18 protein-coding genes and 2 pseudogenes are annotated in these 23,740 nt (G+C 71.0%); 16 read left to right on the top strand and 4 right to left on the bottom strand.

Annotated elements, in window-relative coordinates; translation table 11 throughout:
- Window positions 1-224: 224 nt before the first annotated feature.
- Together AB0G17_RS31260 and AB0G17_RS31255 are read right to left on the bottom strand one after the other, a co-directional pair.
- A pseudogene (locus AB0G17_RS31260) lies at window positions 225-368 on the bottom strand (IS110 family transposase); the annotation flags it as partial.
- Between the two features lie 897 nt (window positions 369-1,265).
- Window positions 1,266-1,382, bottom strand: a pseudogene (locus tag AB0G17_RS31255) (ATP-binding protein); the annotation flags it as partial.
- Window positions 1,383-2,747: 1,365 nt separating this feature from the next.
- Between AB0G17_RS31255 and AB0G17_RS31250 the strand changes: the two are divergent.
- A protein-coding gene (locus AB0G17_RS31250; RefSeq protein ID WP_361389998.1) for an IS5 family transposase occupies window positions 2,748-3,574 on the top strand; the annotation gives its coding sequence in 2 pieces (ribosomal slippage) (window positions 2,748-3,065 and window positions 3,068-3,574; 825 coding nt in all).
- Between the two features lie 107 nt (window positions 3,575-3,681).
- Here the strand turns inward: AB0G17_RS31250 and AB0G17_RS31245 are convergent.
- Together AB0G17_RS31245 and AB0G17_RS31240 are read right to left on the bottom strand one after the other, a co-directional pair.
- Entirely contained in the window at window positions 3,682-3,996 is a 315-nt protein-coding gene (locus AB0G17_RS31245; RefSeq protein WP_361389996.1) for a hypothetical protein, read from the bottom strand.
- A gap of 183 nt (window positions 3,997-4,179) precedes the next feature.
- On the bottom strand, window positions 4,180-4,428 hold the full coding sequence (locus tag AB0G17_RS31240; RefSeq protein WP_361389994.1) for a hypothetical protein: 249 nt from the start codon (window positions 4,426-4,428) through the stop codon (window positions 4,180-4,182).
- Between the two features lie 740 nt (window positions 4,429-5,168).
- Between AB0G17_RS31240 and AB0G17_RS31235 the strand changes: the two genes are divergently transcribed.
- The 15 genes from AB0G17_RS31235 to AB0G17_RS31165 all read left to right on the top strand — a co-directional run bounded on the left by AB0G17_RS31235 (window position 5,169) and on the right by AB0G17_RS31165 (window position 23,693).
- The gene (locus AB0G17_RS31235) at window positions 5,169-5,777 is read left to right on the top strand and encodes a peptidoglycan-binding protein (protein ID WP_361389992.1); all 609 of its coding nucleotides are present in this window, start codon (window positions 5,169-5,171) and stop codon (window positions 5,775-5,777) included.
- Window positions 5,778-5,894: 117 nt separating this feature from the next.
- Complete coding sequence (locus tag AB0G17_RS31230) at window positions 5,895-7,763, top strand: phage tail sheath C-terminal domain-containing protein (protein ID WP_361389990.1); 1,869 nt, start codon at window positions 5,895-5,897, stop codon at window positions 7,761-7,763.
- Window positions 7,764-7,792: 29 nt separating this feature from the next.
- A complete protein-coding gene (locus AB0G17_RS31225) occupies window positions 7,793-8,314 on the top strand; it encodes a phage tail protein (protein WP_344522266.1) in 522 nt (173 codons plus the stop codon).
- Window positions 8,315-8,319: 5 nt separating this feature from the next.
- A complete protein-coding gene (locus AB0G17_RS31220; RefSeq protein WP_361389988.1) occupies window positions 8,320-9,033 on the top strand; it encodes a hypothetical protein in 714 nt (237 codons plus the stop codon).
- A 1,771-nt stretch (window positions 9,034-10,804) separates the two neighbouring features.
- The gene (locus AB0G17_RS31215) at window positions 10,805-12,007 is read left to right on the top strand and encodes a DUF4255 domain-containing protein (protein WP_361389986.1); all 1,203 of its coding nucleotides are present in this window, start codon (window positions 10,805-10,807) and stop codon (window positions 12,005-12,007) included.
- The gene (locus AB0G17_RS31210; RefSeq protein ID WP_361389984.1) at window positions 12,004-12,339 is read left to right on the top strand and encodes a hypothetical protein; all 336 of its coding nucleotides are present in this window, start codon (window positions 12,004-12,006) and stop codon (window positions 12,337-12,339) included. Before AB0G17_RS31215 ends, AB0G17_RS31210 begins: the two co-directional genes overlap by 4 nt.
- Window positions 12,336-12,974 (top strand): hypothetical protein, encoded by a 639-nt coding sequence (locus tag AB0G17_RS31205; protein WP_361389982.1) that lies wholly within the window; start codon window positions 12,336-12,338, stop codon window positions 12,972-12,974. The genes AB0G17_RS31210 and AB0G17_RS31205 overlap by 4 nt, the downstream gene beginning before the upstream one ends.
- Window positions 12,975-13,019: 45 nt before the next feature.
- The gene (locus AB0G17_RS31200) at window positions 13,020-13,346 is read left to right on the top strand and encodes a LysM domain-containing protein (RefSeq protein ID WP_344522271.1); all 327 of its coding nucleotides are present in this window, start codon (window positions 13,020-13,022) and stop codon (window positions 13,344-13,346) included.
- On the top strand, window positions 13,346-14,464 hold the full coding sequence (locus AB0G17_RS31195) for a hypothetical protein (protein ID WP_361389980.1): 1,119 nt from the start codon (window positions 13,346-13,348) through the stop codon (window positions 14,462-14,464). The genes AB0G17_RS31200 and AB0G17_RS31195 overlap by 1 nt, the downstream gene beginning before the upstream one ends.
- The gene (locus AB0G17_RS31190; protein ID WP_361389978.1) at window positions 14,461-15,000 is read left to right on the top strand and encodes a phage baseplate assembly protein V; all 540 of its coding nucleotides are present in this window, start codon (window positions 14,461-14,463) and stop codon (window positions 14,998-15,000) included. The genes AB0G17_RS31195 and AB0G17_RS31190 overlap by 4 nt, the downstream gene beginning before the upstream one ends.
- A gap of 7 nt (window positions 15,001-15,007) precedes the next feature.
- The gene (locus AB0G17_RS31185) at window positions 15,008-15,361 is read left to right on the top strand and encodes a hypothetical protein (RefSeq protein ID WP_361389976.1); all 354 of its coding nucleotides are present in this window, start codon (window positions 15,008-15,010) and stop codon (window positions 15,359-15,361) included.
- A gap of 7 nt (window positions 15,362-15,368) precedes the next feature.
- Entirely contained in the window at window positions 15,369-15,731 is a 363-nt protein-coding gene (locus tag AB0G17_RS31180; RefSeq protein ID WP_344522275.1) for a GPW/gp25 family protein, read from the top strand.
- Window positions 15,728-18,433: a putative baseplate assembly protein gene (locus tag AB0G17_RS31175; RefSeq protein ID WP_361389974.1), complete on the top strand. Its 2,706-nt coding sequence runs from the start codon at window positions 15,728-15,730 to the stop codon at window positions 18,431-18,433. The genes AB0G17_RS31180 and AB0G17_RS31175 overlap by 4 nt, the downstream gene beginning before the upstream one ends.
- Window positions 18,430-21,576, top strand: a complete 3,147-nt coding sequence (locus AB0G17_RS31170; RefSeq protein WP_361389972.1) for a putative baseplate assembly protein — start codon at window positions 18,430-18,432, stop codon at window positions 21,574-21,576. The genes AB0G17_RS31175 and AB0G17_RS31170 overlap by 4 nt, the downstream gene beginning before the upstream one ends.
- Window positions 21,573-23,693, top strand: a complete 2,121-nt coding sequence (locus tag AB0G17_RS31165) for a hypothetical protein (RefSeq protein WP_361389970.1) — start codon at window positions 21,573-21,575, stop codon at window positions 23,691-23,693. Before AB0G17_RS31170 ends, AB0G17_RS31165 begins: the two co-directional genes overlap by 4 nt.
- Window positions 23,694-23,740 lie beyond the last annotated feature (47 nt).

Below are 23,740 nucleotides of genomic sequence, written 5' to 3'. Positions count from 1 at the left end.
GACACAATTCCCCCCACAGGAATCACAAATCCTCAACCAAAATCCGAACTCGCCAGGAGGCGCGCTCCCAGCCTGCAACTGCACCCAGCGCAGACCTCGACCCGCCCTCCCGGGCAGAGCCGTGAAGATCCCCCCAAATCTGCGTGAACCCTACAAGAGTTCTCCACACGGCTGAAGAGCCACCCCCAGAAGCGGAACATTTCATTGATTGCTGATGTGGTCTGTCAAGCCGCGAGAGCGGTGGGTGGCACGAGTTCGTAGGTCCGTCCGTCGCGTAGGAGGGCCCAGAGGACGTTGACGCGGCGGCGGGCCAGGGCGAGGACGGCCTGGATGTGGCGTTTACCTTCGGCTCGTTTGCGTTCGTAGAACCCTGCCGCCGCACCTGCCCTGCAACTCCCGCCCGCCTCCCCGCAGTCCGCCAGTAGGTGCCGCGCCGGGTGCAGCCTCAAAGGCTCAGTGAACCTCCGGGAGCACAGGGAGTACCCCCAGCTCCAGGACGCCGACGGCCCAGGGCCACCGGCCGACCCCTCACGGACCGGGACGGGGACGTGTGGCTTTGTACGTGAGTTTCTGACCTATGCAGCCAGGACGTGGCACCGGTGGCTGCGTAGGTCTCAACCGAGACCGCTTGTCGATGGGTTCCGGCATCACTCTTCGTCCGGAGAGCGCAGGAATGTCGGTGAGAAGTAAGAGCACCTGCCGTGGCGCGGGCTCTCTGTGGCCACGTGCGGAGGCAGCCCGGTCCGTGGCAGGATGACGGCATGTTGATCCGAAAGGCCGATGCCACGTAGGCGTCCGAAGGGGCTGCGCGCGAAGCGTTGGCGGCCCAGAAGAGGGATTCCGGTTCGCCGGGTCCGCGGTGTGTCTGCGGCGACTCGCGTAGCGATCCGGAAGTTGGAAGAGGGCCGCCTATGGCCAGGGGCTGTGGCTGCTGCCCTGGCCGAGTGCCAGTGGTATCTGAAACAGCCAGGGCGAGTGCTCCCGGATCCGGTGATGGCCTGCGAGTGCTGTGATCCTCTCGTGGCGCGAGACCGCCTGGAGGACGTGCTGCTGTGGCTTCCCCGTGGTGCTCGGGAAGACCTTGGCAGGCTCGTCTCCAGGCTCGATTCCGAATTCGACCGTCGAGCTGTTCCCCTCAGTCCTCACCTCATGCTGAGAGGTTCGTGGGGTGCGTGCGGGTGGTGGCGTCGACGCCTTCTGGAGAACCGAGAGGCCGGGTGGTTCCTCGCCACTCGGCCGACCGCTTGCTGCTGCTCGGCACGGGCGCGGGTGGTGGCGAGGCGGTAGGAGTCAGTGCCGGTCTCGATGATGTTGCCGCCGAAGGTGAGGCGGTCGACGATGGCCGCGCAGAGGCGGGGGTCGGTGAAGGTCTTGGTCCAGCCTTGCGGGGCGCGTCCATGTCCGCCCGCAGCATCTCGTCGGTCAGCGGCTTGAACGGATCCAGGCGTGTCGCTCTCGGTGGCAGTTTCTTCCGCGGCTCCGGCCAGGCCGACGACAACGCCTTCTGCACGGTCAGGAACCCGACCCCGTACTTCCGCTGAAGGGCACGGTTCGACAGACCCTGACGCGAATCACGGCGGATCGCCGCGTACAGATCGACCTTGGACTTCGGCAGCACCCGGGCCCCCTCGTCGTGCAGAGCACAACCATGGTCCCGAAGCAAGCATCCAGGTGCTCTCGAAACTCGGCGACATCACTCTCCCGGGAAAGAGGGCGCTCTCGCCGCTGAGCAACAGCCGCTCTCGTAACTCACTAACAAAGCCAGCACCGGACCGCACCGCGGCAAGAGTCCTCGGGTCTACGGCACAGAGCGTGCAGGGCCGCAGGTCTTCATCCTCGCGCAGCCGCATCACCACGCGCAGGCCACCGGCCGGATCCGCCCCCGGGGGCGTCGAGGAGGAGCCTCGGCACGCGCCCCGGGGCGACTGTGACGGTGATTGTTCAAACGAGGCCCGAAGTCCGTAGACGGCCGCACTCGTTCGGCAGGCCGGTGATGGGTGCCCCATCGTCACCGGCCTGCCGAGCACTCCTGCGGCCTCCCCCCGTCATCCCGTCATCCGACGCCGCCACGAAGCCTGCACAGGAATCCGCCAGGGGGGCGGGAGATCTCATTGAGTGGCGAGTGCCGCTTCTACGCGGCGCGAGGTGCTCTTGTGCGTGACCCACCGGCTCAGACTCTCCAGCTCCTTTCGTGCCGTCCGATCTCCGATCCGGGCCAGGGAAACGATGGCGGCTTCAGCCACGTGGGGCGAACGGGGAGCACTGCCGGACCGATGGTCCAGGGATGCCTCGACGAGGCCAACGAGGGCATGGACGATGTCCGGCTGCGGTGGCAGCAAGGAGAGCATCCAGGCGAGCCCGCGCAGAACGTGGGAATTGTAGGGGTCGTGGCACCTGTGCACATCGAAGGGAAGGTGGGGATGCCCCTGGAGCGGGATCGTCTGGTCCAGGCCGGCCAACTCGATCCATCTCGGCACGGCTCGCCGTACTGCTTTCTGGGCCTACGGTGTCCAGCAGGGCCCGGCCGGTGCGTTCCCACTTCGCCGACGGTGCACCGGCGCTCGCGGGAGCGGCATGGGCCAGGAGCCGCTGCCAGGGCTCACCTCCCATCGTCGCTTCCTTGAGTGCCTGGTCGGCCCGTGGATCGGGTGAGGCCGGTGAGGTTGAGGTAAAAGCTCGTAACAGGATCTTGATGAGATGTCCTGCTCAGCCGTGACCGGTGTGACGATTCGGCCGCTCGGGATGGTGTGGGTACTCGGCCGTGGATCGTGGACGACGACTTGTGGGCACTGATCGAGCCGCTGCTGCCGCCCTGGCCGACGAGGTCACCGGGGCCGCGGCCGGTAGCTGACCGGCTGTGCCTGCAGGGCATCCTGTACGTGCTCTGCAACGACATCGCCTGGCAACTCCTGCCGCCTGAGCTGGGATTCTGCTCGGGGCAGACCTGTTGGCGCAGACTGGAGCGCTGGCAGCAAGCCGGGGTCTTCGACCAGCTGCACCGCATCCTCCTCGCCGAGCTGAACGCGGCCGGCCGCCTCGACTGGTCCAGGGCATGCGTGGACGGCTCCCACATCCGCGCGCAAAGGGGGGCGCCGACACCGGTCCGTCGCCGGTCGACCGGCGGAAGACGGGCAGCAAACACCATCTGATCTGCGACGGACGCGGCACCCCGCTTCGGGTCATCACGACCGCGGCGAACGTCAACGACGTCACCCAGACCCTCGCCCTGGTCGACGGAATCCCACCGGTCGCAGGTCGTCCCGGCCGTCCTCGCCGGAGGCCCGAGGCCCTGCTCGGAGACAAGGGCTACGACTCCAACCCCAACCGCGATGAGCTGCGCAAACGCCGGATCCTGCCTGTCATCTCCCGCAAAGGAGCCCCGAACATCAAGGGCATGGGCAAGCTCCGCTACGTCGTCGAGCAGACCTTCGCCCTGCTCCACCACTTCAAACGACTCGCCGTCCGATGGGAACGCCGCACCGAACTCCACGCCGCGTTCGTCTCCCTTGCCTGCAGCCTCATCTGCTGGAGACGCCTCAACAAGCCCGACCCATGGTCGTGTTACGAGCTCTAAGGCTTGTCCCGTCAATGATCTTCGAGTGGAGTTGGACACGAGTGTTCGCGGTGCCACCTGTCTGTCCAGCGAGGAGCTGATGCACGCCGTTTCCTGCTATTGCGCGGTCATGCGCCGTCTGGAACGAGCTTCTTCAACTCTTCCCGCGGAATGATCAAGATTGGGGTCACGCCACGTTCGGCGATCCAGTGTGCGACCTCGCCCACGAAGTGGCCCACCTCAAGAACCCCCTCGAAGAAACGCGCGATCCCCTCTCCGGTAACCGCGCCCTCCATGTCGAAGTCGAGCAGAGGCAGCTCGCTGCCGTCGCTGGAGTTGGGCCCTGCAGTGCCTGCTGCAGAGAAGCCGCCTTCTCCGGCCGCTCCGGACATGCCGCCTTCGTGTCCACCCGCCGCTTCAGCGGCTTGGATCTGCTCGAGCACGTCGGGGGCGAGTATCAGTATTGGCCCTCCGGACCCGTTGGCCTGCAAGAAGTCTCGGGCTTCTTCGGCTGTGCTGCAAGATGCCGATGGCTGAGTCATCGCTACCCCTCAATTCGCCGCTTACCTCTTCAATGGCGTGCACCACGCCATCTCGGAACCGCCCGCCTGCACCGCCGATGCCGCTCATGCAACCGCGAAATCTTCCGGGACAGAGACGCCGGCGTCGTGGGCCGCCACAAGAACATCTTGCTTCACCGCCGGACTGTGGTCCGTTTGCGCCAGCAGATCGAAGATGGATGCTCCGGTCGCTGCGATGAGACACCCAGTCACTGCTCCGGCATATGCCGCAGCCGTCACTGCTGCCGCTTCTGCCGCAATCGTGCCTAGCCCCGTGAATCCGGCCGCCTCGAGGGCTACCAGCGTGACCTCCATTCCCCCCGCCGCCTCCGCGGCATGGTGAAATTCTCAAGGAAGTCCAGCGCTCCCTCGGCTGAGTCCAACGCCTCATTAGGCGTGGGCAAGCCGGAACTGTGCATGCAGAACGTAAATTCACCATCGAAGCTCATGGCGTTCCCCTTGCTGAAGTGGCCTTCGCTTCACAGGCCTTGACCTCTAACATTGGGATGGCCGCGAATGGCGTCCTTGGGTCAAGTACCGGGTCAGGCTCACCGATTACTCGTCAGACGTCACGGCTAATCCGGCGATTCCCGTGACGTTCCAAGGTTGGCCATCAAAATAAGCATCGCGCTGTCGGAGAAGTACCGCAACTTGGCATCTGACGCAACTGCATCCCTGCGGACTACCTGACGGGCCCGGTACGGACATCGAATTGCTGCCAAGAACTCCCCGGCTTCACACTGGAAACAACGAAGGGCGACCCATTTACGCCGATCGGAAGGCAGCACCATGCACCAGAGCGTTCGCGAGTACTGGATCACCTTCAACCACCCGCTCGAAGGGCGGGTCAACTTCATGTACCTGGACGTAAAAGGGTACGTGAGCACCGGTATAGGTAACAAGATCGACCAGACGGAAAGAGACAACTCCTCGCCGACCGAGGGGGAACGGACTCCCTGGCAGCCGCCAACAGGCTGCGCTGGCTGGTCAATGACGCGAACACCGAGGCGACACCTGAGGAAGTCGCCAACGAGTGGGACACGGTGAAGTCGCACATGGAGCTGGCCCCCCTCGGACACCTCAGCTTCCAGCCGCCCCTGACCCGCCTTCATGTGGACGACGACGAGATCGACCGCCATGTCTTCGAGAAGCTCGACGAAATGGAGGGCGTGCTCACCACGCGCCCAGAGTTCGACGACTTCGCGTCATGGCCAGCCAACGCGCAGCTGGCCACGTTGAGCATGTGCTGGGCCTTGGGTCCCAAGTTTCCCTTCCCCAAGTTCCAGGGGCACGTGGCGTCGCGGAATTGGGTCGGCGCCGCAGACGAGTGTCACTTCACGCCGGACGTGGGCACGATCATCATCCGCAACAAGCTCGACCGCGCTCATCTGCTGCTGGCGGACAAGGTGGAGGTCCAGGGCCTGCCGACGGAACAGATCGCGCTGGACCTGTCCGATGTCTTCGGTGTCCAAGGCGCGCTTCTCACCCTGGGGTTCAAACCGTTGGCCCAGGACGGCGCGGACGGCCCTCGCACCCGGGGCAAGGTCACGGAGTTCCAGTCGGCCAACGGCCTTGCCCAGAACGGGGCCTTCAACGATCCGGACACCGTGAGCGGCCTCGCCTCCCAGCTCTCCGGCCTGGGGTTCACCGTATTCGGTGTCTGACCCGCGGGGACTTCGCACCACCCGGACGGCGCAGCCAGGTAACCACACAGAGTGCGGAATGGGGATTTGCCCTCTTATGGTGATCACGGATCGTGAGCAGCATCGGAAGGGGCCAGCGTGCCGGTCAACGTCACATACCCGGGTGTCTACGTCGACGAGGTCAAGAGTGCCGTCAAGACGATCACAGGCGTGCCCACCTCCGTGGCCGCCTTCGTCGGTCACGCGCCCCGCGGCCCGGTCGACCGGCCCGTACACATCACTGGCTGGGCCGACTACCAGGCCATCTTCGGCGGCTTGCAGGCGAACTGCCCACTGAGCTACGCGGTTTACCAGTTCTATCTCAACGGGGGCAGCGAGGCCGAGATCGTCAGGGTGGTGCAGGACGACAAGACCGTCCGCCTGCCCCTCGGCAAGAGCGCCAGCCGATCCGCGAAGGCGCCCGCCCGGCGCTCGCCTGCTCCCGCAGCGGCCGGTGAGGGCGGGGAGTCCTCCGCCGGCACTGGTGAGGACGAATCCTCCGGCGAGGACAAGAAGAAAGGCCGGGGCGAGCAGGAGTCCGGCGGTGACGCCAAGGGGTCCTCGGCCTCCGGCTCGTCGGGGACGGCTTCCGCCGAGGGCCCGGCCTTGCTGGCGGCTTCCCCGGGACGGTGGGGGCGGCATCTTCGCGCCCACGTCGACCACCACACCGCCGAGGGGGAAAAGCCGGAGGGGCCGCGGAAGCTGTTCAATCTGACGGTCCGCGATCTGGAGACGGGCGCTGCGGAGCACTATCTCAATGTCAGTGTCGATCCGGACAGTCCGCGCAACCTCACCCATCTGCTGGAATCCTCGCGGCTCGTGCGCGTCGACCCGGATGCCCTCATCAAGAAGGTACCCACTCCCAACGATGCCCCGGATGACGGAGCGGATCCCTTCGCCTTCGTCCCGAAAGACGGGACGGCAGCGCAGCAGGCGTACTGCTCCGCCCCTGCCGAAGCCCGTGACGACGGGGCCGACGGGGATGGACGGCCCCGGAATCTGGACCCGTACTTGGGCGACAGGGCCGCCAAGACCGGCCTCTACCAGCTGCTCAAGACGGACATCTTCAACATCCTCTGCCTGCCCGACGCCCAGTGGCTCGACGAGAAGTCGCGAGCCGCCGGAACCGGAACCGGAACCGAAAATAGCGTGAAGGCCCTGCTCGTCCCGGCACTGCAACTGTGCGTCGAGCGAAGGGCCATTCTGCTGGTGGACCCGCCCGCGTCGTGGCCGGGCGGACCGGCGGGCAGTGGCTCCAGTGCCACTGCCGTGAGTGACGTCCTCGAGAAGATTACGGAGGTGGAGCTGGGTGACTCCGGCAAAAACGCCGCCGTCTACTACCCCCGCGTCCTCTCGCCCGACCCCTTGCTCGACGGTGCCCTCAAGCCCTTCCCGCCCTGCGGCGTGATGGCCGGCGTGCTCGCCCGGACAGACGTCCAGCGCGGGGTCTGGAAAGCACCTGCCGGTACGGATGCCTCGCTGAGCGGCGTCAGTGAGCTCGAAGTGCCGCTGACCGACCTGGAGATCGGGCGGCTCAACCCGGTCGGCGTCAACTGCCTGCGGCGCCTGCCCGCGGCCGGTCCCGTCGCCTGGGGCGCGCGCACCCTCGTCGGCGCCGACCGGCTCGCCAGCGAATGGAAGTACCTCCCGGTGCGCAGGCTGGCGCTCTTCATCGAGGAAAGCCTGTTCCGGGGCACGCACTGGGTGGTGTTCGAGCCGAACGACGAGCCGCTGTGGGCCTCGATCCGGCTGAACATCGGCGCCTTCATGAACTCCCTTTTCCGAGCGGGCGCGTTCCAGGGCCGCACGCCCCAGGACGCCTATCTCGTGAAGTGCGACAAGGACACCAACCCGCAGAACGACATCGATCGCGGCATCGTCAACATCCAGGTGGGCTTCGCCCCGCTCAAGCCCGCGGAGTTCGTGATCGTGCACATCCAACAGCTCGCCGGCCAGATCCAGGTCTAGGTCGAGATCCAGCTCCAGGAGGACGACCCATGCCTGAGGTCAAGCGCCGGGACCCGTACAAGAACTTCCGGTTCCGGGTGAAGTTCAGCGGGGAGACCGACTACATTGCGGGAATCAGCAAGGTCAGCGGGCTGAAGCGCACCACCGAGGTCATTCGGCATCGCGACGGCGGAGACCCCGGCACCAGCCGGAAACTTCCCGGCCGGACGGAATACGAGGCCATCACCTTCGAACGCGGCTGCACCGTCGACACCGCCTTCGAGGAATGGGCCAACCGCGTCTGGAGCCTGAAGAACTCGGCGGGCGGGCTTGAGACTTCTCTGAAGGACTTCCGGCGCGACCTCATCATCGACGTCTTCGACGAGGGCGGGCAGCAGGTGCTGTCCTACTCCGTCCACGACTGCTGGGTCTCCCAGTATCAGGGACTGCCCGAACTCGACGCCGGATCCAACGGCGTGGCCTTCGAGCACATCAAGGTGGAGCACCACGGCTGGGTACGGGAGCACACCAACCCGCCGCAGGAACCGCAGTTCTCCGACACCGCAGGGTGAGCGGCGTGCCACGGCAGCTGACCGAGGCGAACGTCCTCGACGTGTGGGAGAACGGGCTCGCCGGGCCGCCGGCAGCTCGTTCCCTTCTGTTCGCCTCGATGGCGGCACCTGGCGGGAGCAACGTCGCGGACCTGCCCCTAAGTGCGCTCAACTCCCTTCTGCTCGAGCTGCGCCGCGGCGCCTTCGGCGACGCACTGCCGTGCACGGCGGACTGCCCGGAATGCGGCGAGAGTCTCGATGTCACCGTGGCGGCGGCCGAGTTGCTGCCTCCCGGCGGTGGCGCCGCCGTGGCCGCCACGGCGACTGTGAAGTCGTACGGCAGGACGGTCACGTATCGCGCGCTGACCGGCCGGGACGTCCGCTCCGTCGATCCCGCCACGCCCCGCGCCCGCCAGGCCCTGCTGCGTCGCAGCGTCCTGCGCGTCGACCCGCCCGCCGACGACCTGCCCGACGAGGTTCTCGAGGACGTCGCCCGGCGGCTCGCCGACGACGACCCCGGGGCCGATGCCGTCGTCTCCTTGAACTGCCCGCAGTGCCAACACAGTTGGGATGCCGCCCTCGACCTCGCCGAACACCTGTGGACCGACGTGTCCGAGTACGCGCGCCGCCTCCTGCACGAGGTACACGCCCTCGCTCGCGCCTACGGCTGGACGGAGGCCGACGTGCTCGCGATCAGCCCGACGCGGCGGCAGTTCTATCTGGAGGCGAGCACCGGATGAACGACTTCGTGGACCGTCTCCTCAGGGCACCGGGGCCGAGGTTGAGGCCGCTCGCACCGAACGCGTTCGATCCGGGCGCTCCGCGGCTGCCGGGATCTGAGCAGGGGGCGTCGGTGTACGCCCCTGAGGTCGATGTCGAGGTCGAGGTCCCGGTCGAGGGGGAGGTGGAGGCGCAGGCGCAGGCGCTGCCGTCCGGGGAAGGGGTGGTGGAGCCGATGCAGGGGCTGGAGGCGGGAGTTGGGGAGCTCTCGTACGAGGCGGCTCCCAGCGAGGCGGCTCCCAGCGAAGGGATGGGCGTGGTCGGGGGTGAGGATGCGGAGCTCAGTACGGCCGGTGGGGCAGGTGGGCGTGGGGGTGCCGTGGAGGTCGCACGCCCCGCCGCCGGCGAGAGCGCACATCCGGTTGGCGGGGAGGGTGTACGGGTCGTCAGCGGGGAGGACGTACGACTGACCGGGGGGAGCCCTTGGCCGAGCGCGTCGTCGCAGCTGACGTCAGATGCCGAGCCCTCTGCAGAGGCTCGCGGTGGCGGCCATCGTGAGCGGGGTGACGGTGCACGGTCGGCCTCGGGGAGGGCGATTCCTCCAGCCCTCGGGAGTCGGGTCCCTGACGAAGCGACCGTGTCCGAAGCACCACAGGCACAGCGGCCGCAGCCCTCACGCACAAGCCCCGCCGCCGGTCACGGCACCCCACGGAACGGCTCGGCCACGGCAGACCCCGGCCCAGACCCCACAGCCAACAAGCCACCCGCACCACAACCAACCCACCCAGAGCGTCCCGCCCCCGCCCAGACTCCAGGCCCCGCCGTCGGCAACAGCGTCCCGCCAAACGACTCGACCACGACAGACCCCGGCCGCCAAGACCCCACAGCCAACAAGCCACCCGCACCACACCCAACCCACCCAGAGCGTCCCGCCCCCGCCCAGACTCCAGGCCCCGCCGTACGCAACAGCACCCCACCGAACGACTCAGCCACGACAGACCCCGGCCAAGACCCCGCGGAACATCCCACTCCCGCCCAGACGCCCAGCCCCGCCACCGCCCACAGCACCCCGCCAAACAAACCCCCCACACCACAGTCAACCCGCCCTCCCGCTCGCGCCCAGAAGCCCACCCCACACCTCCCTCCTGTGCCGACAAGGGCCGGCGCAGCGCCTCAAGGTGACACGGTGTCTCCCGGGAAACCGGGCGCGCCATTGCGGAAGTCCGAAACGCGGAGCGAGGGCTTCGGCGTATCCGCCGGGAGCTCCGCCACATCTCCCTCCCCGGTGCCCGCCGAGGCTGCCCACGCCGCAGCGCGACCAGCCGCATCACCGGCCCGAACGGCAGCGCCTGAAGGATCACCGGTCCCGCCGACGCTCTCCCCGTCACCGTCACCGTCACCGTCACCGTCACCCGCACCCGCTTCGAACCCGCCCCCCTCAGCGCCGACGCCGTCACCAGCTTCGGCACGTCCACAGGCCCCGTCGTCACCCTCACCTACGCCTACGCGGACATCGTCACCGTCGCCGTCGCCGGAGTCTTGGCCAACCAAGCCCTCCGCGTGGAGTTCCCTCCGCCGGTCACCCCCGACCCGCCCCAAACTCGCACTCGGCCCCGCCTCCGACTCCACCACTGCGCAGAGCTCCCCGGCGCACTCCACCGTCGTCCGCGTCACCATTGACCACCTGGTCGTCCGCACCGCCCCTCCCCGCCCCATCGACGGCCCTGCCCCAACCCCCGCTCCGCACCGCAAGCCTCGGCTCAGTCTTGAGGAGTACCTCGGGAGGCGGGCGTGAGTGATGCGCTGGCGATCGCCGCCGTGACCGAGACGCTGCGGGCCGTGCTGCACGGGGACCTCCAACGGGCCGTGCCCGGAGCGGAGGTGACGGTCCGGCATCCGGGGGATGTCGCCGCGGCCATTGCCGAGGGCGACGGCACGAATGGCGTGCTCAACCTCTTCCTCCACCAGACCGGCATCGATCCCGCCTGGCGCAACGCCGATCCCGACGGCTCGCGCCCCGGCGAGTCCCGGCATCCCGCGCTGCCGCTGGTCCTGCACTACCTGTTCACCGCGCACGTACCCGCCGGTGAGGACTCGACCGTCCCCGAGCGGCTGCTCGGTGCGGCCATGGCGGCCTTGCACGAGCGGCCGCGGCTGCGTGCCGACGACCTCAAGGGCGCCGCCGGCTTCAGTGATCTGCATCTCCAGCAGGAGCCGGTGAAGGTCACCCCGGCGATGATGACGGCCGACGAGATGCGCCTGCTGTGGGCGGCCCTGGGCCACAGTTACCGGCTGTCCGTTGCCTACGAGGCACGTGTCGTGCTCATCGACAGCGCAACGCCCGGCCGGGCACCCCTGCCGGTACTGCGGCGCGGGGCAGCCGGGACCGGGCCCGAGGCGATGCCTATGGCGGCCGCGCACTGGCCAGTACTTCTGGCCGTCGTACCGTCGACCGCCGCGTCCGGCTCTGACATCAGGCTCAGCGGGAGCGGATTTCAGGCGGGGACGCCGACCGTTCGTCTGACGCACCCCCTGCTCGGCGGGCCGATCGTGCTGCCGGCCCGCGCGGACGAGGCTGGCTTGTTGCGCGCGACGCTCGGCGAGGAGCTCGGCGCGGGGCGCTGGTCGGCCGTCGTCGTCGTCACCGCGCCCGACGGCAGTGTACGGACCACCGAGCCACGGCGCTTCCACATCGCGCCGCGCATCACCAACTCGCTGCCGATGAACGCCGAGCGGGCCAAGAAGGGGACGGTGGCGCTGGTCGTGGAGTGCGCGCCCGCCGTGCATCCCGGCCAGCGGGCCGAGCTGCTGGTGGCGGATCGGCCCGTGCTCGCGGAACCGTTCACCCGGGAAACTCGGACGCTGCGGTTCCGGATGGCGGCGGGTGCGCCAGGGCGGTATCCGCTGCGGTTGCGCGTCGACGGGGTGGACAGCCCGCTGATCGATGTGGAGGCCGGGCGGTTCGACGCCGACGCGGCGGTGGTGATCACATGACAGCGGCCACGCGGGTCGAACTGCACATCCGTCGGCTGGTGTGGGACGGGGCCGGACCACCCCCCTCGCCTGCGGCACTGTGCGCGGCCGTCGAGTCCGAACTCGCCGTGCTGCTCGGCGACTCCCCCACCATCGGCGCCGTCGCCCCGGCCGTACCTGCGGACTCCACCATCGGCGCCCCCACCCCGGCCGCACCGACGGACCCCACCCTCGCCGCGCACGCCCGCCAAATCGCCCGCGCCGTCCACGAGACACTCCGAGCCGGGCAACCGCCGGACCACCGCTCCCCCCAGCACCGCCCCCGACCAGAGGCAGGAGCCCCCACGCCATGACCACCCCCGCCCCCCGCCGCGGCGGCTTCGTCCTCCTGGACCCCGAGCAGGGGCAGGTCCTGCGGGTCATGCCCTTCCAGTACAACCCCGACAGCATCACTCGTACGCTCCAGCCGCGCGGCATCGGCGCCGCCGCCGGTGACCGGCTTGAGGCGTTGCGGTTGCACGGGCCGGCCCGGGAGACGTTCCGGATCGACGCGGAGTTCGACGCCGTGGACCAAGCGGCCTCGAAGGCCACGCCGGCCCCACCCACGGGGTCGGGTCTCTCCGCGACGCTGGCCGCGCTGGAGAGCGCCGTCACCCCCACGAGCGCCCAGCTGACCCGGCAGAACGAACTGGCCGGCCAGGGAATCCTGGAGATCGCACCCGTACAGGCCCCGCTGTCCGTCCTGGTTCTGGGGCGCAGGGTCCTGCCCGTGCGGATGCTGGACATCGCCGTCACGGAGGAGGCCTACGACGGGGAGCTGAATCCCATCCGGGCGCGCGTGACGCTGACGGTGCGGGTCCTCACCGTCGACGACGTCGGATTCGGCCACAAGGCCGGCGGCCTCTACCTCCAGTACCAGCAGAACCGGGAGCGCCTCGCGGCAACGGTCGCGAACGGCCCGTCGACCGTCGGCTACCCGGGCGGCTGAGCCGCACCCGCGCCGCGTACCCATCACCATCCGGAGGAGGTCGGCATGTTCGAGCCCAGCAGCAGGTACCACGGGGTCCCCACCACGACCCACACCCTTGCGGACGGCCGGACCGTCACTCACCTGCGCCGTCGTCTGCTGCCCCGGCCGGAGGAGCTGACGGCGGTCGGCGAGCACGTCGTCACCGCCGGAGAACGGCTCGACGCCATCGCGGCACGTCGCTGCGGCGACCCGGAGCAGTCGTGGCGGATCGCCGACGCCAATCCGACGCTGCGGCCGGACGAGTTGACGGCCGTGACCGGCCGGAGACTGCGGATCACCCTGCCCGCCGAGGCTTCGGCGGCGGCTGCTGGCGGCGAACGGGCGTGGTGATGAGGCCAAGCCCGCAGGTGATGCTGCTCCTCGGCGACACGGTGCCCGCTCCGGCCCCGGCGGCGTTCGTCGATGCGCTGCACGGAGTGCGGATCACCTCGGCCAGCGGGGCGACGAGCGGCTTCCAGCTGACCTTCTCGGTCGCTCCCGGATCGCCGCTGTCCCGGGCGGTCCTGCCGGACGGGGCACTGCACACGAAGAAGCGGGTCGTGGTCGCCGTGGTCCTCGCGGGCCGGTGCCATGTGCTCGTGGACGGCGTGATCACGCATCAGGAGCTGCACGCGGCGCGGGCTCCCGGGGCGTCGTTCCTCGTCGTCACCGGTGAGGATCTGTCGCTGCTGATGAATCTGCGGCATGTCCGGCGGGCGTTCCCCGGGCTCTCGCCGCAGCTGCGGGCGACAGAGGTGTGTGCCGCGTACGCGCAGTACGGCATCACGCCGAAGGCCGTGGCGCCGGTGCACTCGGACCAGCCGAATCCGCTGATCGACATTCCGGTGCAGGCGGCGACCGATCTCGCCTACCTGCGGGCGATCGCCGCGGACGTCGGCCATGTCTTCCATCTCGAGCCGGGGCCCGCCCCGGGGGTCAGCACCGCCTACTGGGGGCCGCAGCGCCGCGAGGGGGCCCTCCAGCCGGCCCTGACGACCGGGTGCGGCGCGGCCGACAACGTGGAGGAGCTGACGTTCTCCTTCGACGGCCTTGCCACCTCCCGCTACGGCACGCACCGGCTCGAACCTCCGTCCACGACGGCCTCCGAGGCGAGCGCGCCCGAGCCGCTCGTCCTGCGCGGCCCCCTGGCGGCCCGCCCTGCCGAGGCACTGCGCGTCGGCATGCTCGCCGGGCAGACCGGCCGCTCCCTGACCCGGACCCTGCTGGCCGGACTCGGCCTCGAGGTCGCCGCCGACGCGGTCACCGGGCGAGGGACCGTCGACGTCCTGCGCTACGGCCATGTCCTGGCCGCCCACGCTCTGGTGGGCGTGCGCGGGGCGGGAGCGGCCTACGACGGGCGCTATCTCGTGGCCGCGGTGGCCCACGACCTCACCCGGGACACGTTCAGGCAGCACTTCACGCTGGTCCGCGACGGACTCGGCGCCGACACCCAGGTGGTGACCGTATGACAACAGCGCAGACGCACACGACGCATCAATGGCACGGCCTGTACGAGGCCGTAGTGGTCGACGCCAAGGACCCGACCGGGGTCGGGAGGCTTCTGGTGCGGGTGCCGGAAGTGCTTGGCGACGAGACACAGGTGTGGGCCGCCCCGTCCACCCCGCTGGCCGGTCCGGACTGCGGCATGTACGTGGTGCCGCCGGCGGACTCCGGTGTGTGGGTGCGGTTCCTCGACGGGGACCCCGAGCGGGCCGTGTGCGCCGGGTACCGGCGGGGCGGGTCGCAGGACGTGCCGTCGGCGGCGAAGTCGGCGCCGCCCGGCATCCCGCAGATCGTCCTTGCCACCCCTTCCGGCAGCGCCCTGGTCATCAGCGACGTGCCTGGTCCTGCGGGCGGAATCAAGCTCCAACTGCACGGTGAGAACGGGCCGTTCATCAAGATCGACGAGATGTCGATCGAGATCTCCTGCGGGTCCGGACTCGCCACGCTCAAGCTCGTCGGACCCCAGCTCACCGTCAACGACGGTGCGCTGACCGTGTTGTGAGGATGCCATGCCCGGACTGCTGCTCCACTACGGCGCGTTGATGATGTGCGCCCATCCGCCCGGCCTCGTCACCATTCCCGCGCCGGTGCAGCAGCGCGTTCTGGTCGGCCCCCAGCCCGTCGCCACCAGCGCCGACACGTTCCTGGTGGCGGGCTGCAGCTTCCCGGCCGCCACGCTCGGGGCGCCGCCCTGCACGAGCATCGTGTGGCTGCACACCTCCACGCGCGTGTTCGTGGGCGGTCTTCCCGTGCTGCTTCAGCCGAGCCCGCCGGTCAGTCCCGGCCCCGCGATGGGGGTCGGCACGCCACCGCCCAATCCCCCTCTGGTGCAGGCCATGCAGCTACGGGTCCGGGGGATGTGAGCGCGTTATGGACGTCGCCTTCCCCTATCGCGTCGACGCCCGTGGCCGCACGGCGTCGGCCGCCTACGCCGACCACGTCCGGGACATGGTCGAACTGGTCCTCTTCACCAGCCCGGGCGAGCGGGTCAACCGGCCCGACTTCGGCTGCGGCCTGCTCGACCTGGTCTTCGCCGGAAACAGCCCCGAAGTCGCCGCAACCCTGGAGGCGACCGCCCAGGCGGCCCTGCAGCGCTGGCTCGGCGACCTGCTCACGGTGGAGTCCCTCACCGTGACCGCAGACGAGGCGACGCTCCATGTGCGGGTCGCCTATGTCCTGATGGCCACCGGGGAGAACCACACACTGACCGTGAGTGGGGGGACCGGCTCATGACCGTGGCGGACGGGCGCTGGAGCGGTCAGGCCGGCATCGAGGAGGTACGGGCACACCCGGACCGGCGAACGCTGAGCGTGAGGTTCTCCGGGGTGCTGCCGCGGCACGTGGACCGCGCCAGCTTCGTGATCGAGGGCGGACAGCGGGTCGTCGGCATCCGCGTACTGCGGGTCGTCCCCGAGCTCGGCGAGGAGCTGGAGCCCGGCACGGAGGAGTCCGGCAGCGGTGCGCCCGCGCAGCGGTTCCGGCTGTTCCTCGACCGCCCCGGGGACGAGTCCACGTACCGCCTGCGCGTCCTGGGGCACGGCTTCCACGGCGCCCTCGACCGGGCCGACTTCACTTTCCGGCCCACCGCCCACCGCCCGGAGGACATCTCCGGCGCAACCCGGGCGCCGGGCCGCCCCGCACCGTCCATCGACTACCTGGCCAAGGACTACGCCAGTTTCCGGCGCCTCCTCCTGGAGCGTCTTTCCCTCACCCTGCCGCAGTGGACCGAGCGCCACGTCCCCGACCTCTGGGTCACCCTGGTGGAGCTCCTTGCCCATGTCGGAGACCGGCTGAGCTACCAGCAGGACGCCGTCGCCACCGAGGCGTACCTCGACACCGCGCGGCTGCGCACCTCGGTGCGGCGGCACGCACGCCTCGTCGGCTACCCAATGCACGACGGCTGCGCGGCCCGCACGGTCGTGTGCGTGGAGACGTCCGCACCGCGGTCGGTGCGCACCGAAGATCTGGCCTTCGCCGCGCAGCCGGATGACGCGCTGCGCCCTACGATCGGCCCGGTGCTGTCCGTCGAGGCCCTCGTCTCGGGGCCGCATCCGGTCTATCGGCCCCTGGAGCGGCGCGGGATGCGGCTGCGTCCGGAGCACAACGGCATCGCGCTGTGGGCGTGGGGTCAGGACGCGTTCCAGCTGCCTGTCGGCACCACGCGGGCAGCGCTGCTCGACGTGGAGCGTGCGCTGGACCTCGCCCCCGGTGACCTACTCGTTCTGGAAGAGCTGCGGGCCCCCGACGGCGGCCCACCCGACCCCGGCCACCGGCAGGCGGTCCGGCTCACTCGTGCCGTCCAGGACCACGACGCGAACGACGGCACCCCTGTCGTGAAGATCGCCTGGGCCGAGGAGGACGCGCTCACGTTCCCGCTGTGGCTGGGCAACCCGCCCGGACCCGACGGCCGGACGAGCGCGACCGTGCTGGCCCGCGGCAATGCGCTCCTGGTCGAGCACGGTCTGGCGAACACCTGGCTGCCCGGCGGCGACACGGACGAGCTCATCGAGGTGCCGAAGACGGCCCGCCCCTTCAGGGCGGCGGTGCGCGGCGCGCCCGTCACCTGGTCCCCGCCCCACCCCCGCCCGGCGGACCTGGCAGCCGCCCAGGCCCGGCACCTGCGCGGCCTCGCCGTCCGGGCCCGTGAACTGCTGCGCGACCTGCACCAGCAGGCGGGCATCGACGACGGAGGCCGGGACCTCCTGGAAGCGCTCTTCGGCTCCTCCGGGCTCAGCGACCCCCACCGGGCCGCCCGCCTGCTCGCCCGCTTCGACCGCGTACTCGCCGCCCCGCTGCGCCGCCTCGAAGCCCTCGCCCGCCGCGCCGACTCCGGATACGTGCTCGACCCCGACGAAGCGGACTGGGAGATCCGGCGCACCTGGGGTGCCCGGGCCGCAGGCGGCCTGCACCCGGCCAACCCTTCCCTGCACGGCCCCGCGAGCACCGCCCTGCGCCCCGACCCGCGCGAGGCGCTGCCCGCGGTACATCTGCTGGAGGCGGAGGGAGCACGGGCTCGGTGGACACCGCGCCGTGACCTGCTGGAGAGCGGCCCGCGCGACCGGCATGTGGTCGGCGAGAGCGACGACGACGGGGGGCTCACCCTGCGGTTCGGCGACGAGCGCTGCGGACGGTCGCCCCGCCCGGGCACCATGCTGCGCGCCATCTACCGCGTGGGCAACGGCAGTGCGGGCAACGCCGGCAGCGAGGCCGTCAACGGGATCGCGCACCGCGACGGGGACCTGGCGGGCCTGGTCACGCGGGTGCGCAACCCGGTGCCTGCGACCGGCGGCACCGATCCGGAGCCGGTGGCCGATGTGCGCCTCGCCGCGCCCCGCGCCCCCTTCCGTACGCTGCTACGCGCCGTCACCGCCGAGGACTACGCCACGCTCGCCGAAGGCCGCCCCGGTGTGCAGCGCGCCGCCGCCACCCTGCGCTGGACCGGCAGTTGGTACGAGGCCGACGTGGCGGTCGATCCGGAGCGCACCGCCGTGGCGTCGCCGGAGCTCCTTGAGGACGTGCGCTCCGCACTGCACCGCTACCGGCGCATCGGCCACGAGGTCGTCACCCACCCCGCGCAGTTGGTGCCGCTCGATGTGGCCCTGTACGTCCTGGTCGACCCGCACCACGTCACCTCCGATGTACGGCAGGCGCTCGAGCGCCGCTTCTTGCCCAGGTACGCGGGGTTCTTCGACCCGGCGGCGCTCACCTTCGGCACCCCGGTGCGGGCCAGTGCCCTGGTGGCCGTTGCCATGGCGGTGCCCGGAGTGCGGCACGCGGAGGTCACACGGCTGCGCAGGCGGCATGTGGCCGACGGCCCGGACGTGCCGCCCTCCGGGGAGCTGCGGTTGCGCCCGCGGGAGGTCCCGCGGCTCGACGGCGATATCACGCGCCCGGAGAGCGGGCTGCTTGTGCTGCGTCTGAGAGGCGGACGATGAGCGCTCCTGAGCCGCCCTCGACGCCGGTGTGGAACCGGCCCGGACAGCCCGCGCTGTCGTATCGCGTCGGCACCCATCAGCAGTTCCTGGACGCCATGTTGGCCCGGCTCCCGCTGGCCGGGGAGGAACCCGGCCAGCGGGACGCCCTTGCCGCGCTCACGACTCGGGAGCCCGACGACGCCTCGATCGCCCTGCTCGACGCGTGGGCCGTGGTCGCCGATGTGCTGACCTTCTATCAGGAACGCATCGCCGACGAGGGGTTCTTGCGCACCGCGACCGAGCAGGAGTCGCTGGTCCGGTTGGGCCGCCTTGTCGGTCACCGGCCGCACCCCGCGCTCGCGGCCGCCAGCCACCTCGCCTACACACTGGACGCCGGCACCTCCTGTGTCGTACCGGCCGGCTCGCAGGTACGGAGCGAACCGGAGCCCGGCGGGCTGCCGCTGGTCTTCGAGACCGCCGAGGACCTCACCGCGCGGGCCGACTGGAACCAACTGCCCGTGCGCACCACCGGGTCGGCCGGCATCGCGGCCGAGCTCGCCGGCATCACCCCGTCCATCGACGTCGAAGGGGTCAAGGCCGTCCTGCGCCCCGGTGACCGTCTGCTGTTCAAGTACCGGGATGCCCGGCTGAACGTGACCCGGGTGGTGGGGGACGTGGAACCGGATCCCGCGAGAGGGCGGACCGCCGTACGACTGCGGGTGCCGGACGCGACACGGCAATTGGACGGCGCGGTGGACGCGCTCATGGAGGACGTGGAGGAAACCGCTCGCCGGGCGCCCTCGCGCGGCCCCTTCGAGGAGCTCCTCGCGCTGCTGCGGGAGGTGCGGGACCGTGCCGAGGAGCTGCGCGACCCGGACACCTTCGCGGCCCGGCTGGACCGCAGGCTGCGCCGACTGCGCGAGCGTCTCGCCGACCTCGGCGGGGGTAAGGACGCCGACGCCCTGGCCAAGCGGGCCGCCGTCCGGCTCGCCACGGTGCAGGATGCCGTGCACCGTATGGCCGACAAGCCCGCGCGACCGGCATCGGCCGAAGCGGAGGCGCTACAGCGCGATCTCGGCAGTCCCGGCCGCCCGGTGCTGCACGCCGTGGACCCGCTGCTGCGGGCGATCGAGCGGAGCGAGCCCGCGCCGCGCACCCCGCCCGCCGTCGCCGATGCGCTGGGCGCCGGCTCCGACGGCCTGCCCCGGCTGCTGGCCGGCAACCAGCCCCACCTCACCGCGTCCCTGTACGAGGCGCTGACCGCCGTCCACGTCCGGGGCACCCCCCGGTGGGGGGTGCAGCGCTTCCGCGTCACGGCGGCCCCGCTGGGTGCCTCCATCCCGGACGACGACCGAGTGCGACGGCTGCTGCGCGCCGCCGTACGGGCGCAGCCGGACGAAACCGTTCCGCTCGCGGCGGACGTTCTGCTCCTGGACGCGGTGCACGAGGAGATCGAGCCGGGAAGTTGGATCGGGGTGGGCGTGGTGGGCCGTCCACGTACCCGTGTCGTCAAGGTCACCGAGGTCGGCCGCCTTTCGGTGGCGAACGGTCAGGACGCCGTACGGGTGACGCGGCTGCGCCTTGCCGGGCCGTGGACCGAGGACTGCGACGACATCGCCGCCCGGCGGGCCACCACCGTGTGGGCCGCGGGGGAGCCGCTGGTGCTCGCCGCCCCGCCCGATCCGACCGACGTGCAGGGCGACGCCCTCACGCTGGACGGCATCTTCGAGGGACTCGCCCCCGGACGGCTGCTCATCGTCTCCGGTGAGCGCACGGACGTCCTTCCCGGCTCCGGCACGGGAGTGCCGGGCTGCGAGCTCGCCGTCCTCGCGGGCGTGCGCCACGCCTTCGCCGACCGGGTGTGCACGACGCTGCTGTTGACCGCGCCGCTCGCGCACCGCTACCGGCGGGACACGGTCGTCGTGCACGGCAATGTCGTCCCGGCCACCGCGGGCGAGACGGTGACGGAGATCCTCGGCAGCGGTGACTCCGGCCGGGCGGGCCAGGTCCTTCCGCTGCGGCAGAGTCCGCTGGCGTGGCTGCCGTCGGCGACCGCCGAGGGCGGCGAGGAGGCGCTGACCGTCCGGGTCGACGACGTGGCGTGGCAGCGCACCGCCGATCTGGGCGAGGCGGGGCCCGCCGCCCAGGTCTACCGGCTGCGCGCGGGCCCGGACGGCAGGGCCGCCGTGGAATTCGGCGACGGCCTGCACGGCGCCCGGCTGCCGTCGGGCACGGAGAACGTCACCGCCCGCTACCGTGTCGGCGGCGGCCGCGCCGGCAATGTCGCGGCCGGGCGGATCAGCCAGCTGGTGAGCCGGCCGCCCGGCGTCAGCGGAGTCACCAACCCGCTGCCCGCGACCGGCGGGGCCGACGCCGACGGTCCTGCGCAACTGCGCCGGGCCGTCCCGCTGCGCCTTGCCGCCTTCGACCGGCTGGTGTCGGTGCGCGACTACCAGTCCTTCGCACAGGCCTTCGCGGGCGTCGGCAGGGCCGTCGCACAGCACTGCATGGACGACGGCCGTCCCGTCCTGCATGTCACCGTCGCGGCCGCCGACGACGCCCCGCTGGATGCCTCCGCCGCGCTGCTCGCCGGGCTGCGCACGGCACTGCGGCGGTACGGCGACCCCCGGCTGCCCGTGCGGGTCGAGCCCTGCGAGCGCGTCCGGCTCGTGCTGGTGCTCGGCGTGCGTACGGCCCCCGGCCACCTGCCGGAGAAGGTCGAACGCCGCGTCCATGAGGCGCTGGCCACCCAACTGGGGTTCGCGGAGGCTCACTTGGCCCGGCCGGTGTACCTGAGCGCCGTCGTCGCCGCCGCGCACGGGGTCACGGGCGTCGACTCCGTGAACGTGGAAGCCTTCGGCGGCATCCCGGAGGGCGCCGACCCGGCCGAAGTGGTCAGGTTCGCCGAGCATCCCTCCGTCGCCTCCTGCGTGCCCGCCCTGTCCGCGGGGCCGCGCGCGGTGCGCGACCTCTCCCCCGTCGGCGGACCGCCGGATCCGGCCGCCGTCGTCGACGCCGCGCAGGCCCGCACGGTGTTCCTCGACCGCCGGGCCGCGCCTGGCCCGGCCGAGCGGCGGCCCCCGCGGCTGATGCTTCGTCCGGCCCAACTCGTCCTGCTCGACCCGGCGGTGCCGGGGACCCTGTTGCTGCGGAGGATTCCATGACCCCGGACGAGCTGTACGCGCTGCTGCCCGCCGTGCACCGCAGGCGCGACGAACAACAGGGCGGCCCGCTGCGCGCACTCCTCACGGTCGTCGCCGAGCAGGCGGCCGTGGTCCACGAGGACATCGAGGGGCTCTACGACAATTGGTTCATCGAGACCTGCGACGACTGGGTGGTGCCCTACCTCGGGGATCTCGTCGGGTACGAGATCCTGCCCCGCATCGCGGCCGCCCTGTCGGACGACACCCCCCGGGCCACCGGCCTTCCGGCCGCCGCCGTGCCCCGCAGGGACGTCGCCGACACGGTCACGCACCGGCGCCGCAAGGGCACCCTGGCTCTCCTCGAGGACCTGGCGTCCGGCGTTGCCGGGTGGCCGTCCCGGGTCGTCGAGTACCACCGGCTGCTCTGTCTCACCCAGCCGGTGCGCCGCTACTCCACCGACGGCCGCGACGCCCGCCGCAGGTCGGCGCGCGGTGCGCTGGTCGACGTACGCCGCGCCGGGGTCCTGGACCGGCTCGGCGGCCCGTTCGACGACTGCGCCCGCACCCTGGAGGTCCCACGCGCCGGTTCCGCCCGCCGCCCCGGCCGATACGGCGTCCGGTCCGTCGGCCTGCACCTGTGGCGGCTTCGCACCTACTCCGTGACACGAGCCCCCGCGTACTGCCTGGATCGCGAGCGGGCCTGCTACACCTTCAACGTGCTCGCCATCGACACTCCCCTGTACACAGCCCCCGTGCCCGATCCGTCGAGCGGCCATGTCGCCGACGAGACGAACGTGCCGGAGCCCATCGGCCGCAGGGCCCTGGCCGAACGGCTCTACGACTACTACGGGCCCGGCAAGAGCCTGTGCGTGTGGACCGGTCCGGACGCCGACCGCGATGTCGTACCGCTCGACGATGTCGTCGCCGCCGACCTGTCCGACTGGAGCTACCGTCCGGACCACGGGAAGGTCGCCGTCGACCCCCTGCTCGGCCGCCTCACGCTGTCGCCGGGCATGGCTCGCGTCCACGGCGTCCGGGTGACATACCACCACGCGTTCTCGGGCGACCTCGGCGGCGGCGAGTACCCGCGCCCCGACCCCGCGGCGGCCGACGCCCCGGAGCGTTACCGGGTGGGCCCCGGCGAGGACCACACGAGCATCGCCGACGCGCTCGACCGCTGGACCGCCGGCAAGCGGGCGCACGGCGACAAGACGGAGGTGATCGTGGAGCTCACCGCCAACGAGGTGTACGAGGACCTGACCAACATCCGCCTCGACCCGGGAGACCGCCTGACCCTGCGCGCCGCGGACGGTGTGCGGCCCGTCGTCCGGCTGACCGGACGGCACGGCGGCGACGGTCAGCGCGCCCTGACCATCACGGGCGCCGGAAAGCCGACGGCGCGGATCGTCCTCGACGGTCTGCTGGTGACCGGCGGCAGCGTGCGGGTGCGGGGCGCGGTGCAGCGTCTCGTGATCCGGCACTGCACGTTCGTACCGGGCTGGTTGCTGGAGGCGGGCGGCAGGCCGCTGGCGCCGGGGGCGCCGAGCCTTGACATCGCCGACAGTCCGGTGCGTACCGAGATCCACCACAGCATCATCGGCGCCCTGTCCGTCGACGCGGGCGAGGACAACCACGTCGAGCTCTACGACAGCGTGGTGGACGCCGCCTCCGAGGACGGTGGTGCGGCGATCTGCGCACCGGGCGGCGGCCCCGCGGGCGTCCTCCTCACCGCCCGCCGCACGACCGTCCTCGGAGCCGTCCGCGCGCACGCGGTCGACGTGCTGGAGAACTGCCTCCTGGCCGGCGAGGTGTCCGTCGAGCGACGCGACCAGGGGTCCCTGCGTTTCTGCTGGCTGCCCCAAGACTCCCCGACCCCACCCCGGTTCCACTGCGAACCCGACCACTCCGGGGATCCGGACCGGGTGAAGTTGCGCTTCGCCGCCACCCAGTACGGCTTGCCCGGCTACGTGCGGCTCGCCGACGACTGCACCGACGCGATCCGCCGCGGTGGCGCCAACGGCTGCGAACCCGGCGCACTGCACCACCTCTTCCAGCCGCAGCGTGAGGACAACCTCCGCGCCCGGCTTGACGAGTACACCCCCGCCGGATGCGACACGGGGCTCTTCTTCGTCACCTGAGCCCATCGCACCCCGCTGCCCCCACTCCCCTCGGCCCAGGCAGGAAG

It is taken from the genome of Streptomyces sp. NPDC023838, assembly GCF_040639555.1.
Classification (GTDB): Bacteria; Actinomycetota; Actinomycetes; order Streptomycetales; family Streptomycetaceae; genus Streptomyces.
The sequence above is the reverse complement of the archived record's forward strand: the minus strand, read 5'-3'. Positions and strand labels throughout refer to the sequence as shown.

Bases quoted from the DNA above. Each gene is read 5' to 3' on its own strand.
- AB0G17_RS31165 (WP_361389970.1), top strand. From the start codon at position 21,573: ATGACCCCGGACGAGCTGTACGCGCTGCTGCCCGCCGTGCACCGCAGG.
- AB0G17_RS31205 (WP_361389982.1), top strand. From the start codon at position 12,336: ATGACCACCCCCGCCCCCCGCCGCGGCGGCTTCGTCCTCCTGGACCCC.
- AB0G17_RS31195 (WP_361389980.1), top strand. From the start codon at position 13,346: ATGAGGCCAAGCCCGCAGGTGATGCTGCTCCTCGGCGACACGGTGCCC.
- AB0G17_RS31240 (WP_361389994.1), bottom strand. From the start codon at position 4,428: ATGGAGGTCACGCTGGTAGCCCTCGAGGCGGCCGGATTCACGGGGCTA.
- AB0G17_RS31185 (WP_361389976.1), top strand. From the start codon at position 15,008: ATGCCCGGACTGCTGCTCCACTACGGCGCGTTGATGATGTGCGCCCAT.
- AB0G17_RS31210 (WP_361389984.1), top strand. From the start codon at position 12,004: ATGACAGCGGCCACGCGGGTCGAACTGCACATCCGTCGGCTGGTGTGG.
- AB0G17_RS31190 (WP_361389978.1), top strand. From the start codon at position 14,461: ATGACAACAGCGCAGACGCACACGACGCATCAATGGCACGGCCTGTAC.
- AB0G17_RS31235 (WP_361389992.1), top strand. From the start codon at position 5,169: ATGGAGCTGGCCCCCCTCGGACACCTCAGCTTCCAGCCGCCCCTGACC.
- AB0G17_RS31175 (WP_361389974.1), top strand. From the start codon at position 15,728: ATGACCGTGGCGGACGGGCGCTGGAGCGGTCAGGCCGGCATCGAGGAG.
- AB0G17_RS31170 (WP_361389972.1), top strand. From the start codon at position 18,430: ATGAGCGCTCCTGAGCCGCCCTCGACGCCGGTGTGGAACCGGCCCGGA.
- AB0G17_RS31225 (WP_344522266.1), top strand. From the start codon at position 7,793: ATGCCTGAGGTCAAGCGCCGGGACCCGTACAAGAACTTCCGGTTCCGG.
- AB0G17_RS31180 (WP_344522275.1), top strand. From the start codon at position 15,369: ATGGACGTCGCCTTCCCCTATCGCGTCGACGCCCGTGGCCGCACGGCG.
- AB0G17_RS31200 (WP_344522271.1), top strand. From the start codon at position 13,020: ATGTTCGAGCCCAGCAGCAGGTACCACGGGGTCCCCACCACGACCCAC.